The 13895-nt window shown below is 67.3% G+C and carries 12 protein-coding genes; 4 read left to right on the top strand and 8 right to left on the bottom strand.

Annotation, left to right across the window (positions count from 1 at the left end; all coding sequences use genetic code 11):
• Window position 1 precedes the first annotated feature (1 nt).
• A complete protein-coding gene (gyrB, locus tag ACZ522_RS19745; protein WP_379695695.1) occupies window positions 2-1915 on the bottom strand; it encodes a DNA topoisomerase (ATP-hydrolyzing) subunit B in 1914 nt (637 codons plus the stop codon).
• Between the two features lie 225 nt (window positions 1916-2140).
• Here gyrB and ACZ522_RS19740 point away from each other — a divergent pair, with 225 nt between their 5' ends.
• Complete coding sequence (locus ACZ522_RS19740) at window positions 2141-4561, top strand: DNA topoisomerase VI subunit B (protein WP_379695697.1); 2421 nt, start codon at window positions 2141-2143, stop codon at window positions 4559-4561.
• 4 nt (window positions 4562-4565) lie between these two features.
• Window positions 4566-5660, top strand: coding sequence for a DNA topoisomerase IV subunit A (locus ACZ522_RS19735; protein ID WP_379695699.1), 1095 nt, complete (start codon window positions 4566-4568; stop codon window positions 5658-5660).
• A gap of 4 nt (window positions 5661-5664) precedes the next feature.
• Here the strand turns inward: ACZ522_RS19735 and ACZ522_RS19730 are convergent, their stop codons facing one another.
• The 5 genes from ACZ522_RS19730 to ligA form a co-directional block, all read right to left on the bottom strand.
• Window positions 5665-6555, bottom strand: a complete 891-nt coding sequence (locus ACZ522_RS19730) for an alpha/beta fold hydrolase (RefSeq protein WP_379695701.1) — start codon at window positions 6553-6555, stop codon at window positions 5665-5667.
• Window positions 6552-6836 (bottom strand): CDGSH iron-sulfur domain-containing protein, encoded by a 285-nt coding sequence (locus ACZ522_RS19725; RefSeq protein ID WP_379695703.1) that lies wholly within the window; start codon window positions 6834-6836, stop codon window positions 6552-6554. The genes ACZ522_RS19730 and ACZ522_RS19725 overlap by 4 nt, the downstream gene beginning before the upstream one ends.
• Window positions 6837-6879: 43 nt before the next feature.
• Window positions 6880-7701: an alpha/beta fold hydrolase gene (locus ACZ522_RS19720; RefSeq protein WP_379695705.1), complete on the bottom strand. Its 822-nt coding sequence runs from the start codon at window positions 7699-7701 to the stop codon at window positions 6880-6882.
• A gap of 64 nt (window positions 7702-7765) precedes the next feature.
• Window positions 7766-8482, bottom strand: coding sequence for an MBL fold metallo-hydrolase (locus tag ACZ522_RS19715; RefSeq protein WP_379695707.1), 717 nt, complete (start codon window positions 8480-8482; stop codon window positions 7766-7768).
• A 74-nt stretch (window positions 8483-8556) separates the two neighbouring features.
• A complete protein-coding gene (ligA, locus tag ACZ522_RS19710; protein ID WP_379695709.1) occupies window positions 8557-10347 on the bottom strand; it encodes an ATP-dependent DNA ligase LigA in 1791 nt (596 codons plus the stop codon).
• 156 nt (window positions 10348-10503) lie between these two features.
• On the opposite strand from ligA, the gene ACZ522_RS19705 reads away from it, so the two are divergent.
• Window positions 10504-12042, top strand: coding sequence for a glutamate-cysteine ligase family protein (locus tag ACZ522_RS19705; protein WP_379695711.1), 1539 nt, complete (start codon window positions 10504-10506; stop codon window positions 12040-12042).
• A gap of 39 nt (window positions 12043-12081) precedes the next feature.
• Here the strand turns inward: ACZ522_RS19705 and psmB are convergent, their stop codons facing one another.
• Window positions 12082-12810 carry an archaeal proteasome endopeptidase complex subunit beta gene (gene psmB / locus ACZ522_RS19700; RefSeq protein ID WP_379695713.1) on the bottom strand — a complete coding sequence of 243 codons (729 nt, stop codon included), beginning with the start codon at window positions 12808-12810 and terminating at the stop codon, window positions 12082-12084.
• Between the two features lie 154 nt (window positions 12811-12964).
• On the bottom strand, window positions 12965-13150 hold the full coding sequence (locus ACZ522_RS19695; protein ID WP_379695715.1) for a hypothetical protein: 186 nt from the start codon (window positions 13148-13150) through the stop codon (window positions 12965-12967).
• 363 nt (window positions 13151-13513) lie between these two features.
• Here ACZ522_RS19695 and ACZ522_RS19690 point away from each other — a divergent pair, with 363 nt between their 5' ends.
• Window positions 13514-13873 carry a DUF555 domain-containing protein gene (locus ACZ522_RS19690; protein WP_379695717.1) on the top strand — a complete coding sequence of 120 codons (360 nt, stop codon included), beginning with the start codon at window positions 13514-13516 and terminating at the stop codon, window positions 13871-13873.
• Window positions 13874-13895: the final 22 nt, after the last annotated feature.

Raw genomic sequence — 13895 nt, 5'->3', positions numbered from 1 at the left:
GTTAGATGTCCACCCACTCGGCGTCGGTGGCGTGTTCTTTGATGAACTGTTTCCGCGGTTCGACGGCGTCGCCCATCAGGATGTTGAACATCCGGTCGGCGGCCGCGGCGTCTTCGATGCTTATCTGCTTGAGAACCCTGTTCTCGGGGTTCATCGTCGTGTCCCACAGCTGGTCGGGGTTCATCTCGCCGAGACCCTTGAACCGCTGGACCTGCGTCGGGTTGCCGTTACACTTCTCCTCGACGATCCGGTCGCGTTCGGCCTCGGTCATCGCGTCGTACGTCTCGCCGCGGTAGCGAACCCGGTACAGCGGCGGTTTCGCCGCGTAGACGTACCCCGCTTCCAGAAGCGGGCGCATGTGGCGATAGAGGAGGGTCAAAAGCAACGTTCGGATGTGCGCGCCGTCGACGTCGGCGTCCGTCATCAGGATGATGCGGTGGTAGCGCGCGTCCTCGATGTCGAACTCCTCGCCGACGCCCGCCCCGATGGCGGTGATGAGCGACCGGACCTCGTTGTTCTCCAGCACGCGGTCCAGCCGGTGCTTCTCGACGTTCAGAATCTTCCCCTTCAGGGGGAGGATGGCCTGGAACCGCCGGTCGCGGCCCTGCTTCGCGGACCCGCCCGCGGAGTCGCCCTCGACGACGAACAGTTCGGACTCGCCGGGGTCTTTCGACTGGCAGTCGGCCAGCTTCCCCGGAAGCGCCGTCGATTCGAGCGCGGACTTCCGGCGCGTCAGTTCCTCGGCCTTCTTCGCGGCCTTGCGCGCCTTCGCCGCCTCGACGGCCTTCATGATTATCGACTGGGCCGTGCCCGGATTCTCCTCGAAGTACGTCCCGAGCTGTTCGTGGGTGACGGACTCGACGATGCCCCGGACTTCGCTGTTGCCGAGTTTCGTCTTCGTCTGCCCCTCGAACTGCGGGTCGGGGTGCTTCACGGAGATGACCGCCGTCAGACCCTCGCGGACGTCTTCTCCCTTCAGGGAATCGAGGTCGTCGAGCAGGTTGTTGCTCTTCGCGTAGTCGTTGACGACGCGCGTGAGGGCCGTCTTGAAGCCCGTGAGGTGGGTGCCGCCCTCGCGGGTGTTGATGTTGTTGGCGAAGGCGTGGATGGAGCCCTGCAGCTCCTCGGTGGCCTGCATCGCCACCTCGACTTCGATGTTCTGGTCCTCGTCGTCGTAGTAGATAGTGTCGTCGTGGAGGACCGTCTTCGTCTCGTTGAGGTAGCCGACGAACTCCCGGATGCCGCCGTCGAAGCGGAAACTGCTCTCCTCGTCGGCCACTTCGTCCCGGAGGGAGATCTGGACGCCGGAGTTGAGGAACGCGAGCTCCCGGAGGCGGTTCTCCAGCGTCGAGAAGTCGAAGTCGGTCGTCTCGAAGATGTCGTCGTCGGGCCAGAACTGGATCGTCGTCCCCGTGTCCTCGCCGGATTCGAGGTCGCGGACGCGTTCGAAGGCGTCGGCCACGGGTTCGCCGTGGTCGAACTCGTGTTTCCACACCGCGCCGTCGCGCTTTATCTCGACTTCCAACCGCTGAGAGAGGGCGTTGACGACGGAGACGCCGACGCCGTGGAGGCCGCCGGACACTTGATACGACTTGTTGTCGAACTTCCCGCCCGCGTGGAGGACGGTCATGATGACCTCGACCGCGGGCCGATCGTACTGTTCGTGGGTGTCGACCGGGATGCCGCGGCCGTTGTCGGTGACAGAGACGGACCCGTCGTCGTTGACTGCGACCTCTATCTCGTCGCAGTATCCCGCGAGGGCCTCGTCGATGGAGTTGTCCACGACCTCGTACACGAGGTGGTGTAATCCCCGTGAGTCCGTGGACCCGATGTACATCGCCGGACGTTTTCGGACGGCTTCTAGGCCTTCGAGGACCTGAATTTGCCCGGCCCCGTACTCGCTTTCTCGTGACATAGAACCTGTTACCGACTAGGCTAGCTCCTCCCTTAAACCCCTCGTACGCGCGCCCGCGTGAGAGAACATAAAACAAGTTCAGGACGGAGTGAATCGCTCGGGTGACGCGATTTCGCTTTTGCCGCGCGCGCCGTCGGTCGCCCCTCCGTCGGTCGGTCGTCCCGTTCACTTTCACTCCGCTCCCGAACACGTTTTAACCGTCCATCGGGAACTTCTCGGCACAGAATGACCTCGTTCCAGTCGACGCTCGGCGAGGAGTCGGGGATCGCCGAGGAGCTGGCGGAGAGCCAGCGGGCCATCTCCATCGCCGAGTTCTTCGAGAAGAACAAGCACATGCTCGGCTTCGACTCGGGCGCTCGGGGGATGGTCACCGCCGTCAAGGAGGCGGTCGACAACGCCCTCGACGCGACCGAAGAAGCGGGAATCATGCCCGACATCTCCATCGAGATACGGGAGTCGGGCGACTACTACACGCTCGTCGTCGAAGACAACGGGCCGGGTATCACCAGAGAGCAGATCCCGAAGGTCTTCGGGAAGCTCCTCTACGGCTCTCGCTTCCACGCGCGCGAACAGTCCCGCGGTCAGCAGGGTATCGGTATCTCCGCGTCCGTCCTCTACTCGCAGCTCACCTCGGGCAAACCCGCGAAGATTACGAGTCGGACGCAGGGGTCGGAGACGGCGCAGTACTTCGAGCTCATCATCGACACCGACACGAACGAACCCGAGATTCAGGTCGAAAAGGAGCTCTCGCCCGCGGAGTCCGACCTCTCGCCGACCCACGGCACCCGAATCGAAGTCGAGATGGAGGCGAACATGCGCGCCCGCCAACAGCTCCACAACTACGTGAAGCACACGGCGGTCGTCAACCCCCACGCGCGACTCGTCCTCGACGAACCGGGACTCGACGAACCGCGACAGTACGAACGCGTCGAGGGCGCGAGCCTCCCCGCCGAGACCGAGGAGATCCGACCCCACCCCCACGGGGTCGAACTCGGGACGCTCATCAAGATGCTCGGCGTGACGGAGTCGTACTCCGTCTCCGGGTTCCTGCAGGAGGAGTTCACCCGCGTCGGCGCGAAGACGGCCGAGAAGGTGCTGGACAACTTCCGCGACCGGCACTTCGGACGGGAGATGGCGTGGCGCGCGCCCGAACCGGGCACCGAACCCGAGACGGACCTCGAAACCGCCATCGAGGACGCCGTCGTCAACAAGGGCGCCGAGGCCACCTCGGCGCTCGCCTCCCAGGTCGCCGACACCCTCCGAAACCGCGACCGGACCGCCTACCATGAACTCGAATCCATCGTCTCCACCGTCGCCGACGACGTGGGCGGGGAACGCGGCGTCAGCTTCGGCGCGACGGTCCAGGAGAACGCCGTCGAAGCGGCGTGGGAGGTTCTCACCGCCGACGTGACGCCCGACCTCTACGGCCTCGTTGACGGCGCGACCAGCACCCGGAAGGACGACCTGACGGTCGAGGGCCTCGCCGACCGCCTCGGCGAGAAGTTCACGGGCGGCCCCGCCCGACACCGCGCGACGCGGAAGCAGGTCCGCGAGTACGTCGACCGGTCGGCGGACGTCCTCGTCTCCACGAACGAGGACATCACCATCGGCGAGACGGCCCGCGAGAACGTCGCGGAGGCCGTCTGGAAGGTGATGCGGACCGTCCCCGACGACGTGCCGAAGGTCTCGGAGGTGGCCGACGACAGGGACACCGCCTCCGAACTGCTGGAGGCGATGCGCGAGACGGACATCCTCGCGCCGCCGACGAACTGCCTGTCGCCCATCACCGCCGAACTCGTCGAGGCCGGCCTCCGGAAGGAGTACGACGCCGACTTCTACGCCGCGGCGACGCGCGACGCGGAAGTCCACGGCGGCGACCCCTTCATCGTCGAGGCGGGCATCGCCTACGGCGGCGACCTGCCGGACGGCGGGTCGGTCGACCTGCTTCGCTTCGCCAACCGCGTCCCCCTCGTCTACCAGCGAGGGGCCTGCGCCACGACGGACGTGGTCAAGCGCATCGGCTGGCGGAACTACGGCCTCGACCAACCCGGCGGATCCGGGATGCCGAACGGCCCGGCGGTCATCATGGTCCACGTCGCCTCCACGAACGTCCCGTTCACGAGCGAGTCGAAGGACGCCCTCGCCAACATCCCGGAGATAGAAGACGAGATAGAACTCGCCATCCGGGAGGCCGCCCGCGACCTGAAGTCCTACCTCAACAAGCGGCGGTCGATGCAGAAGCGCCGGAAGAAACAGGACGTCCTCGGGAAGATCCTGCCCGATATGGCCGACAAGCTCTCGGAGGTGACGGGCCGGGAACGGCCGAACATCGACGGCGCGTTGGCGCGCATCATGAACAACGTCGGCGTCGAACGCGTCGTCGAGGGCGACACCGTCACCCTGAGCGTCGAGAACCACTCCGACCGCACGGAGGAACCGGACATCACCGAAATCGTCTCCACCGAACCGGCGGACGTGCCCGACGAGGCCACGGTCGTGGACTTAGACGGCGAGTGGTTCGTCAAGTGGAACCCCTCCGTCTCCGCCGGGGAGACGGTCGAACTCACCTACACCGTCGCATCGGACGCGTCGTTCGACATCAACGTCGACGGCGTCGAGACGGAGAAACTGACCGTTAACACGTAAGACAATGAGCACGAAACTAGACGACGACCTCGCGCGCGAACGTCTCATCGACCTCGCCATTGAGTTCTACGACCAGTTCGACCAGGGGGACATCCCCCACATGGACATCCCCACGCGGACGAAGAGCAACATCGTCTTCGACGAGGACTCGAAGGTGTGGGTGTACGGCGACCGCAAATCGACCCGTTCCGCCAACAGCGTCCGCGGGGCGCGGAAACTGCTGAAGGCGACGTACGCCATCGAGTTCCTCGTCCGCCAACTCGAAGAGGACCGCTCTTCGACCCTGCGTGAACTCTACTACCTCTCGGAGTCGTGGGACGCCGAAGAGGCGCACTTCAACGACCAAGACGAGTCGAACCAGCTGATAGAGGACCTCGAAATCGTCTCGAAGGTCACCCGCGAGGACTTCCACATGCGCCCGGAGGAGTCCGGCGCGACGCTCATGGGTCCGCTCGAACTCCGCGAGCAGACCCGCCGCGGGGAACGCGAGATTCACTGCCAAGAGGACGTGGGCGAAGGTGGCTACCAGATTCCGAACAACCCCGACACCATCGAGTTCCTCGACCACGACATCGACTTCATCCTCTGCGTGGAGACCGGCGGTATGCGCGACCGCCTCATCGAGAACGGCTTCGACGCGGACTACAACGCCCTCATCGTCCACCTGAAGGGGCAACCCGCCCGCGCGACGCGCCGCATCACCAAGCGCCTGCACGACGAACTCGACCTGCCCGTCGTGGTCTTCACCGACGGCGACCCGTGGTCGTACCGCATCTACGGGTCGGTCGCCTACGGGTCGATCAAGTCCGCGCACCTCTCTGAGTACCTCGCGACGCCCGAAGCGCAGTTCGTCGGCATCCAACCCCGCGACATCGTGGAGTACGACCTGCCGACGGACCCCCTCTCGGACTCGGACGTGAACGCCCTGCAGTCGGAGCTTGACGACCCGCGCTTCCAGTCCGACTACTGGACCGAGCAGATAGAGCTCCAACTCGACATCGAGAAGAAGGCCGAACAGCAGGCGCTGGCCTCCCGCGGTCTGGACTTCGTGACCGACGAGTACCTGCCCACTCGTCTCGACGAGATGGGCGTCATCTGAGCGGTCACGACAACTCCGCCACCGCGTCTCCCCTCGCGCGGAGGAACGCCGTCAGGTGGTCGCCGTCGTACGCGTCGCTTTTCGCGTCCGGAATCCGCTCGGCCAGCCACCGCGCCGCCGTCGCCGTCGCGTTTCTGTCCGCCCGCCCGTAGCGCACCGCCGTCTCGACGGTCACCTCGCCCGGGTCGAACCCCCACGGACGCTCGAACAGACGCGTCTCTCGGGCGACTCCCGCCGCCCCGCACCGGAACGCCGCCTCGAAGTCGGCCGCCAGCGTCTCGAAGACGCCCTCGGGGTCGGAGACGACCGCTCGAACGCCGTCGGGGTCGCCGTACAGCGACGCCACCGTCTCCGGCGGGGCGTCTCCGAGCGTCCTGGCCTGCGCGGCCAACAGGGGTCGTAAGAGGAACGGCGCGTACCGGCCGAGAGCGGAGAGAACGCGCAACTCCGCGGCGGTGTCGCCCGTCGGCGCGTCCGGCGGCGACGGCGGGCAGACGAGCGACAGCTTCGAGACGCGACTCGGGTGCGTCGCCGCGAGGGCGAGGGCGTGCGGCGCGCCGCCGGAGAACCCGAGTACGGGGACCGAACCGACCCCCGCACCGTCGGCGACGGCGAGAGCGTCCGCCGCCCGTTCCGCCAGCGAAGCCTCCGGAAGGGGGTCCGTCCCCCCGATGCCCGGGCGGTCCGGACAGAGGAGGCGGACGCCGCGTTCGCGGGCCGCCTCGGCGAGGAGACTCCCCGAGAGACGCGACCCGGGCGTCCCGTGGAAGAAGAAGGCGGGGTCGCCGCCCGCGTCGCCGAACTCGGCGTACGCGACGGTTCGACCGTCCGCCGCCGTCGTCCGCGTTCGTCGCACCGATTCCGCGTCCGCACTCGCGTCCTCGCGTTCGCTCACGGTCGTTCCCTCGCGGACTCGCCCTCGGCGTCGGGAGCGTCCCGTTCGCCGACGTACAGTATCTCGGCTATCTCGCGCCGCGGGTTCTCGTCGTCGTCGCCCTCGTACTCGTACACCGTCCCCTCGTCTTCGTCGCGGGTCGCTCGGTGCGACCCGTCGCAGAACGGCCGGTCAGCCGAGAGTCCGCACAGACAGATGGCGACGTCGCCGTACTCCTCGTCGATGTCGTCCCCGTCGATTTTCAGCGGCCCGGTCGCGTCGTGCCGCACCTCTCGTGCCATACGTTCGACTGCCGGGCGGTCGGACTTAGGTTTTCCCGGCCCGTCAGAGGGATTCGCCCCGGAGGAACCGCCGCACGACGCCGGTGAACTGGTCGTGGTTCTCGTCCATCGCGGCGTGGCCCGCCCCGCGGAGGAGGGCGAGTTTCGCGCCGGGGATTCCCTCCTTCGTCGCCCGCAGGCGCGACTCCGGAAACAGTCGGTCCTCCGTCCCGCCGACGACCAGCGTCGGCACGTCGACGTCGCCGAGGCGGTCGCCGGTATCGTGTTCGAGACACGCGTCGCAGGAGACGACCACGTCGGAGGGAACCGGCGGGGAGAACACCCCGCCGAAGGCGCGAACCACCCGCGGATAGACGCTCTGTCGCCACCCCACGTACCCCTCCCGGGTGACGGAGTCGTAGAGCCGACTCCACTCGCCGTTCTCGGCCAGTTCGCGCCACTCTTCGACGATAGAGACGCCCTTCTCGCCGAGTCTGTCGGCCGACGCGCCGACGACGAGGCGGTCCACGAGGTCCGGGTAGTCCGCGGCGAGGTGCTGGGCGACGAACCCGCCCATCGAGTAGCCGAGAACGTCCGCGCCGCCGAGTTCGTCGAGGACCGTCGCGTACGACCCCGCGAGGTCGCGCGTCGTCGTCCCCGAGTCGAGGCCGCGGGGCCGACTCACCGTCCAGACGGTGTACTCGTCGGTGAACCCGCGGTACGCCTGTCCCAACACCTGCGCGATTCGCCAGTCCGCGCGCCCGCCGAACGCGTCGTTCAGCCCGGGAACGAAGAGGAGCGTCTTCGGACCGTCGCCCACGCGGTAGTAGGGGAGACGCCCGTCGATCCACCCGTGGTCGGTGGGATCGGTCGCCGGTTGTATCATCTATCGGTCACGACGGTCCGCCGGCGCAAAATCCTTTCCGCGGTTCGCGGGTTCGGGGAACGGCTCAGACCGGACGTTCCTCGGGGTCGTCGATGACGACGGGGACGCCGCGGGAGGCGACGTCAGCGGCGAACGCCTTCGGGTCGGCGGTGAGGATGTCGATGGTGTTGTAGTGAATCGGGAGGACGAGTTCGGGGTCGAGCGCCTCCGCGAGGTCGGCGGCCTCGTGGCGGTCCATCACGCCGGTCCCGCCGATGTTGGCGAGGAACACGTCCACCGAGAGGCGTTCGAAGCCGTCGAGGGCGTCGGAGTCGCCGGGCCAGAAGAAGGAGGTTCCGTCCACGGAGAGGCGGTAGCCGCACCCGAACCCCTCGGGGTGGGTGACGCTCCCGTCGTCGTTCACGTGGGGGCCGTCGGGTTCGTTGTACGCCGGGACGCTCCAGACGTCCGCCGGACCGACCGCGAGGTGGTCCTCCTGACCCACGCGCACCGTCTCGTAGGGGAGGTCTTCGACGGGCGTCACGTCGCGGTCGATGTTCGCGGCGTCCACGGCCTCGAACGCGACGACGGTGGCGTCCTCGTCGGCCACCCGTTCGACCGCGTCGGAGTCGTAGTGGTGGTCGTGGGTGATGCAGACCAGGTCGCCGTCCCGGGCGTAGTAGTCGTCTAAGACGCCGTACCGGCCGGGGTCGAGGTAGGCGACGAAGCCGTCGGGCGTCTCGATGCGGGTGGTGGCGTACCCGAGCCACGAAACCGAGAGGTCGCGGTGTCGAACGGTCATGCCTCCCTCTACAGACCGCGGGTAATAACCCGTTGTGGAAGCGTCATCGAGGCGTCACCCGGGGGGTCGCCCCGTCACTGCCCGTCGGCGAGGCGTTCGACGCGTTCGAGCGAATCGGCGTCCTCGGGGTCTTTGTCCTCGCGGACGGAGACGAACCGCGGGAACCGGAGGGCGTACCCCGAGGTGTACGTCGGCGAGCGCTGTATCTCCTCGTAGCCCACCTCGAAGACGACCGAGGGCCGGAGGTCCACCTCTTGGCCCTCCTCCGCCCGTATCTCGGGTTCGAGCAGTTCCGTCAGTTCCGCGAGTTTCTCGTCGGTGATGCCCGTCGCCACCTTCCCGATGGTCTCGTAGCCGTCGTCGGCGCGGGCGGACAGCAGGAACGTCCCGAGGAACTTCGCGCGCCGGCCTTCGCCCCACTCCGCGCCCGTGACCACGAGGTCCAACGTCTCCACGTCGGGCTTTCGCTTCAGCCAGTTCTTCCCCCGGTTGCCGGGCGAGTACGCCGAGTCGGGGTTCTTCAGCATGATTCCCTCGTGGCCCGCCTCCAACGCTCGCTCCTCGAAGGCGGCTATCTCGTCGGCGTCCGCGGAGACGAGCAGTTCCGACACCGCGCCCGTCCCGCCGAGAACGTCGGTCAGACGCTCGTGCCGGACGGTCAACGGCGCGTCTAGCAGGTCCTCGCCGTCGGCGTGGAGGCAGTCGAACGCGCGGAGTTCGACGCGAACCTCCTCGCGCATCCGACTCACGTCGTGCTTGCGGCGGAACCGGCGGAGAATCTCCTGAAACGGCAGGGGGTCGCCCTCCTCGTCGATGGCGACGACTTCCCCGTCTAGGATGACCGACTCCTCGACGTGCGCCTCCACGAACTCGACGACTTCCGGCAACGGGTCCGTCACGTCGTCCATGTTCCGGGAGTACAGCGACACCTCGTCGGCCGCCTCGTCGTAGTGGACCTGCACCCGCGCGCCGTCGAACTTCGTCTCCACGGCGGCCGCCTCCCACTCGTCTAAGGCGTCCGTGACGGTGCCCGCCTGCGCCAGCATCGCCTGCACCGGGCGGCCCACGTCGAGGCGCACCTCGGCGAGACCCGACTCGCCCCCGTCGCGCGCCACCGTCGCCACCATCCCGTAGTCGTTCGACACCTGCAGGGCCCGCTCGACGGCGGCGAGTTCGTCGTCCGTCGCCCGCATCGTCGGCCCCTCGTCTTCGTCCTCGTCGCTCTCGTCCGCCTCCTCGTCGGCGCTCGCTTCCTCTTCGTCCGCCTCGGCGGCCGAATCCGCGCCGCCGTCCTCCGAGTCCGCCTCGGCGAGGAACGCCTCGGCGATGGCGTCTCTGACCGTCCCCTCGCCGACGCCGATGCGCATCTCCGAGAGGACGAGGCGGGCGAGGAACTTCGCCTCCTCGGGCGAACAGCGGTTGAACAGGCCGAACAGCGCGCTCAGCTTGCGGTCTTCGCTCCCCTCGCCGTCGGCGGCGGCCACCTCCCGGAGCGTCTCGTCCACCTCCGCGACGGTGAGGCCGTCCGTCCCGCCGGCGAACGCGGCCAGCCCCCGCTGTCCGCCGAACTCGTAGCTCTCCGCGACGGACCCGATCTCCCCGATGTCCGCGAGTTCGTCTTCTACGTCGTCTGCGGTCACGTTCGTCCCCGCCGCGCGGGCGATGGCCTCGTGGAGGAGGCGCGGGCCGATGTCGAGCGTGGTCGAATCCCACGCCGGGAACACCCGGCCCTGCGCGAAGCGGACGACGACGGGCAGGTCGTCGCCGGCGTCGCGGAACAGGTCGCGGACCAGCGCCACGGTGGCGAGGTCCGCCGGCTCTCCTTCCATCTCCGACGCGCGGGCGGCGAACTCGGCGAACTCCATCGATCCGGTGTAGCCGTCGGGAGCGAAAAAGTCCGCCGACTCGCTCCGACCGCGGGACGGCGCGGGCGCGAACCCGCGACCGGCGGGGTGTGGTCGTCGTTGACACTGCGCCGCGTAGCCACCGGATTCATACGACTTCCCTTCAGACGGGAGGGTATGAGCGACGACCTCGCGGCGCGCGTAGAGGACGCACTCACCGTGGATCCCGAGGAGTACGAGGCGCAGGCGCGGGCGGACGCGGACGTGGTGAAGTCGGAACTCGCCGACGGGACGTTCGACAACCACCAGTCCATCGTCGGATTCGAGTACGAGTTCTACGCCGTCGCAGACGGTCGGTGGTCCGCGAGCGGCGAGGACGACGAGGGCGTCCACGCCCTGATGCGCGTTCCGCGACGACTCCTCGAACTCATGGGGTTCGAAAAGGAGTTGGGCCTCCACAACGCCGAGATGACGACGAGTCCGCAACCGCTGAACCCCCACGGACTCCGCGCGCAGGAGGCGGAGGTTCGCTCCCGCCTCTCGGCGGCGCTGGACTGCACGGGTTCGGAGGGGATACGCCTCGTCAGCGACGGCCTCTGGACCATCCCTCCGGCGGGGGAGACGGCCCGCGGGTACCTCACCGACAGCGTCAGCTTCGAGGACGTGCGCGTCGCGACGAACATGAGCGACTCCGTCCGGTACCACGCGATGGCGAACGGGCCGAACGTGCCGGACACGATGAGCGTCGACGCGCCGCACGTCCACCTCGAAGCGGACACGGTGATGCCCGAGTCGCTCATCACCTCCGTCCAACCGCACTACCAGGTGGCGCACGCCGCCGACCTGCCGACGTACTTCAACTACGCACTCCGAATCGCCGGACCGCTCTTGGCTCTCGGCGTGAACTCGCCGTTCTTCCCGCCGGACCTCTACGACGACGTGGGCGCACAGAAGATTCTCGAAGACGGCTACATGGAGAACCGAATCGTCGTCTTCGAGTCCGTCCTCAACACCGGCGACACGGAGAAGGTGCGCTTCCCGAAGGACCTCTCGGACATCGAGGAGGCGGTGGACCGCGTCGCGCAGGACGCGACGACGGTGCCGATGCCCGTCCCCCGCGGCGACCGGTTCGACGACTCCTTCGCCACCCTGCGGCGGAAACACGGCACGTTCTGGCGGTGGGTTCGCCCGGTGTTCGAGGGCGCGACGAAGTCCTCGGCGAACGCCCGCATCGAGTTCCGCCCCGTCGCGGCCCAACCGACGGTGCGCGACTCCATCGCGTTCCAAGCGGCGTTCGCGGGGTTGATGGAGAGTCTCCCGACGCGCCAACACCCGGTCATCGACCAGAACTGGGCCACCGCGCGGGAGAACTTCTACTCGGCGATGCGCGACGGGCTAGAGAGCGGCCAACGCTGGATAACGAACGCCGGCGAGGAGACGATCGACAGAGAGAGCGTCTACGAGGACCTATTGGCCCACGCCGCCGACGGACTCCGCTCTGCGGGGTGTTCGGACGAGGAGGCGGACTACTACCTCGAACCGTTGCGCGCGCGCCTCGATTCGGGGTGTACGCCCGCGACGTGGAAGGTGACCCGGGTTCGGGAGGCACTCGCCGACGGCGCGTCGTTCGAGGACGCCGTCACGTCGATGCAACGGGAGTACATCCGACGGCAGAGCGAGACGCTCGTCGACGGATCGTTCGTAGACTGGTTGTGAAAGGGAGCGACTGCGACTGTTCTCCGCGGCCGGGCCGACTTACAGGAGGTCCGTGAAGTCCTTGTGCCGCGTGATATCGACGCCCTCCTCGGTGACGACGGCGACGTTGATGCCGTTCCCGGAGGCGAGGTCGCGTTCGACGGCGCTCTGGATGGCGCGGGCGGCCACCGTCTTCGCCTCGTCGATGCTCAGGCCTTCGTCGTACTCCTGTTCGAGCACACCGAGGGCGTACTGGCTGCCCGACCCGGTGACGGTGTACTCCTCTTCGAGGATGGAGCCCGCGGGGTCGATGCTGTAGATGTGCGCGCCCTCGTCGTCGATGCCGCCGAGGATGGGTTGGACGATGTAGAACGCCCCGGAGCGCAGGAAGTTACCGAGGAGCGTCGAGAGCGCCTTCATGCTCATGTCCTCGCCGCGGCGCGACTCGTAGAGGCGCACCTCCGCGCGGATGGACCGGATGAGCGACTGCGCCGCCGAGACGGACCCGGCGATGGTCAACGCGCCCGTCGGGTGAATCTCCTCGACCTTCTGGACGTCCTTCGAGGAGACCATGTGACCGAGGCTCGCGCGCATGTCGGTGGCGAGGACGACGCCCTCGTCCGTCTTCAGGCCGACGGTCGTCGTCCCGGTCTTCGTCTCTTTGTCGCCCATCTGATTCGCTCGTTCGTTCGCGTTGGGGAACTCGCCGAGTTCCGGCGCGAACACGTTGGAGTGGTCGCCGTTCAGCGGGTCGAGGCGGCCAGAGATGTCGTCGCTCGGAGTTCGCATTACCCGACCTTGCAGCCCTGCGCTGATAAATGCAACCCTTACAACCTCTGTTGCCCGTATCGTCTGACGGTCGAAAACCGGGGGACGAGAGGCCGGAGAGAGCGCGGCCGCTCGCCGTGTTCGAGTGTCGCTGCAGAACGACGCGGCGTTCAGTTCACCTGCGCCCGCTTCGGGAGTCCGCACGCTCGTACGCCGTCCCAGCGGCTTCGACGAGTCGGCCGACCGGGAGGCTGACGCCGAGTCGCCGCGCGAACAGCGCGACGGGCATCATGAGGATTCCGAGCATCAGGGTGAGCTGATAGAGGACGAACGTGACGCCCCTGTGCATTGCGTTTAACATCGCAGTATCGATCGAGCGGCGACGGTAGCATATAAATCTTCCCCGTCGAGCGTCGCAGCCACCCCGACGCCGTACGGCGATTAAAGCGCACTTGTTCCTCGGACAAATCTATTGGCCTTCGACGGCCTCACTCGGTAGGGACGCCATTAGCAGTGGGGTTCGTCTGCATAAGTTATCGGGATGATTTCGGTCGCATCCGCGTTCTCGGCCACGCTCGCGCGTGTTTCTGTCTATCGCGGTCCGTATCCGCATCCGAATTCGGCCGCGTCGAACCGTCTCCGCCGCGCGGGCGTGGGACGTGAAGGCACGCCTGCCGGACAGCCGAACCACAAGACACGAAACCCCGCGGCGTGAGAACGTAGTATGAGCAATTATCTCGTAGCGATGGAAGCCGCGTGGCTCGTCCGCGACGTCGAGGGTATCGACGACGCCATCGGCGTCGCCGTCAGCGAGGCGGGCAAGCGCCTGAACGACAAGAACAAGGAGTACGTCGAGGTGGAAGTCGGCGCGACGCCGTGTCCCGCCTGCGGCGAACCGTTCGACTCGGCGTTCATCGCCGCCAACACGGCGCTCGTCGGTCTCCTCCTCGAAATCGACGTGTTCAACGCCGACGGCGAGAAGCACGCCTCCCGCATCGCGAAGAGCGAAGTCGGCGGCGCACTCCGCGACGTTCCCCTCGACATCATCGACGTCGTCGAAACCGAAGCGGACGACGACGAGTAGGGCACCGCGGTCCCCGAAACCT

Source organism: Halopelagius fulvigenes (assembly GCF_055398025.1).
The sequence above is the reverse complement of the archived record's forward strand: the minus strand, read 5'-3'. Positions and strand labels throughout refer to the sequence as shown.

What these genes read in the sequence shown, in the direction of transcription:
- gyrB (WP_379695695.1), bottom strand. Translation starts at nt 1,915, where the DNA reads ATGTCACGAGAAAGCGAGTACGGGGCCGGGCAAATTCAGGTCCTCGAA.
- ACZ522_RS19740 (WP_379695697.1), top strand. Translation starts at nt 2,141, where the DNA reads ATGACCTCGTTCCAGTCGACGCTCGGCGAGGAGTCGGGGATCGCCGAG.
- ACZ522_RS19735 (WP_379695699.1), top strand. Translation starts at nt 4,566, where the DNA reads ATGAGCACGAAACTAGACGACGACCTCGCGCGCGAACGTCTCATCGAC.
- ACZ522_RS19725 (WP_379695703.1), bottom strand. Translation starts at nt 6,836, where the DNA reads ATGGCACGAGAGGTGCGGCACGACGCGACCGGGCCGCTGAAAATCGAC.
- ACZ522_RS19720 (WP_379695705.1), bottom strand. Translation starts at nt 7,701, where the DNA reads ATGATACAACCGGCGACCGATCCCACCGACCACGGGTGGATCGACGGG.
- ACZ522_RS19715 (WP_379695707.1), bottom strand. Translation starts at nt 8,482, where the DNA reads ATGACCGTTCGACACCGCGACCTCTCGGTTTCGTGGCTCGGGTACGCC.
- ligA (WP_379695709.1), bottom strand. Translation starts at nt 10,347, where the DNA reads ATGGAGTTCGCCGAGTTCGCCGCCCGCGCGTCGGAGATGGAAGGAGAG.
- ACZ522_RS19705 (WP_379695711.1), top strand. Translation starts at nt 10,504, where the DNA reads ATGAGCGACGACCTCGCGGCGCGCGTAGAGGACGCACTCACCGTGGAT.
- psmB (WP_379695713.1), bottom strand. Translation starts at nt 12,810, where the DNA reads ATGCGAACTCCGAGCGACGACATCTCTGGCCGCCTCGACCCGCTGAAC.
- ACZ522_RS19695 (WP_379695715.1), bottom strand. Translation starts at nt 13,150, where the DNA reads ATGTTAAACGCAATGCACAGGGGCGTCACGTTCGTCCTCTATCAGCTC.
- ACZ522_RS19690 (WP_379695717.1), top strand. Translation starts at nt 13,514, where the DNA reads ATGAGCAATTATCTCGTAGCGATGGAAGCCGCGTGGCTCGTCCGCGAC.